Source organism: Pseudidiomarina atlantica, assembly GCF_000753735.1.
In the GTDB taxonomy this organism is placed as follows: domain Bacteria; phylum Pseudomonadota; class Gammaproteobacteria; order Enterobacterales; family Alteromonadaceae; genus Pseudidiomarina; species Pseudidiomarina atlantica.
Window position 1 is genome coordinate 1 of the sequence record NZ_JPIN01000010.1, and the last position, 344, is coordinate 344.

The 344-nt window shown below is 52.0% G+C and carries 1 pseudogene; it reads right to left on the minus strand.

The features are described from left to right. Positions 1-344: pseudogene (locus IDAT_RS09980) on the minus strand (TolC family protein); the annotation flags it as partial.

Genomic DNA, 344 nt, shown 5'->3' on the forward strand with positions numbered 1-344 from the left:
GTTAGCAGAGCGTTTAACTCTGCTTCAGCGGATTGCAGCTGTTGATAAGCCGCTGCCGTTTGTTGCAGTTGCCGACTTAGTGCGAGTACCGTCAGTTGTTCGTCGACGGCACCTAAGTCACCGGCTTTACGTCGTTCGGCAACCAAGCTTATCGCCTGTTTAACGATTTTCTCTTGTTGCTCGGCCAGTGCGTAACGCTGTTTTGCATCCAGCCATTGCACATAGGCATTCAACAGAGTTTTAGCATGCGATGTCGCCGACTGGCGATAAATACTCACTGCCATAGCCGTCATGGCGTCACTCTGACTGGCTCTTGCTTCATTGCGAGTGCTCCAGTCCAGCGT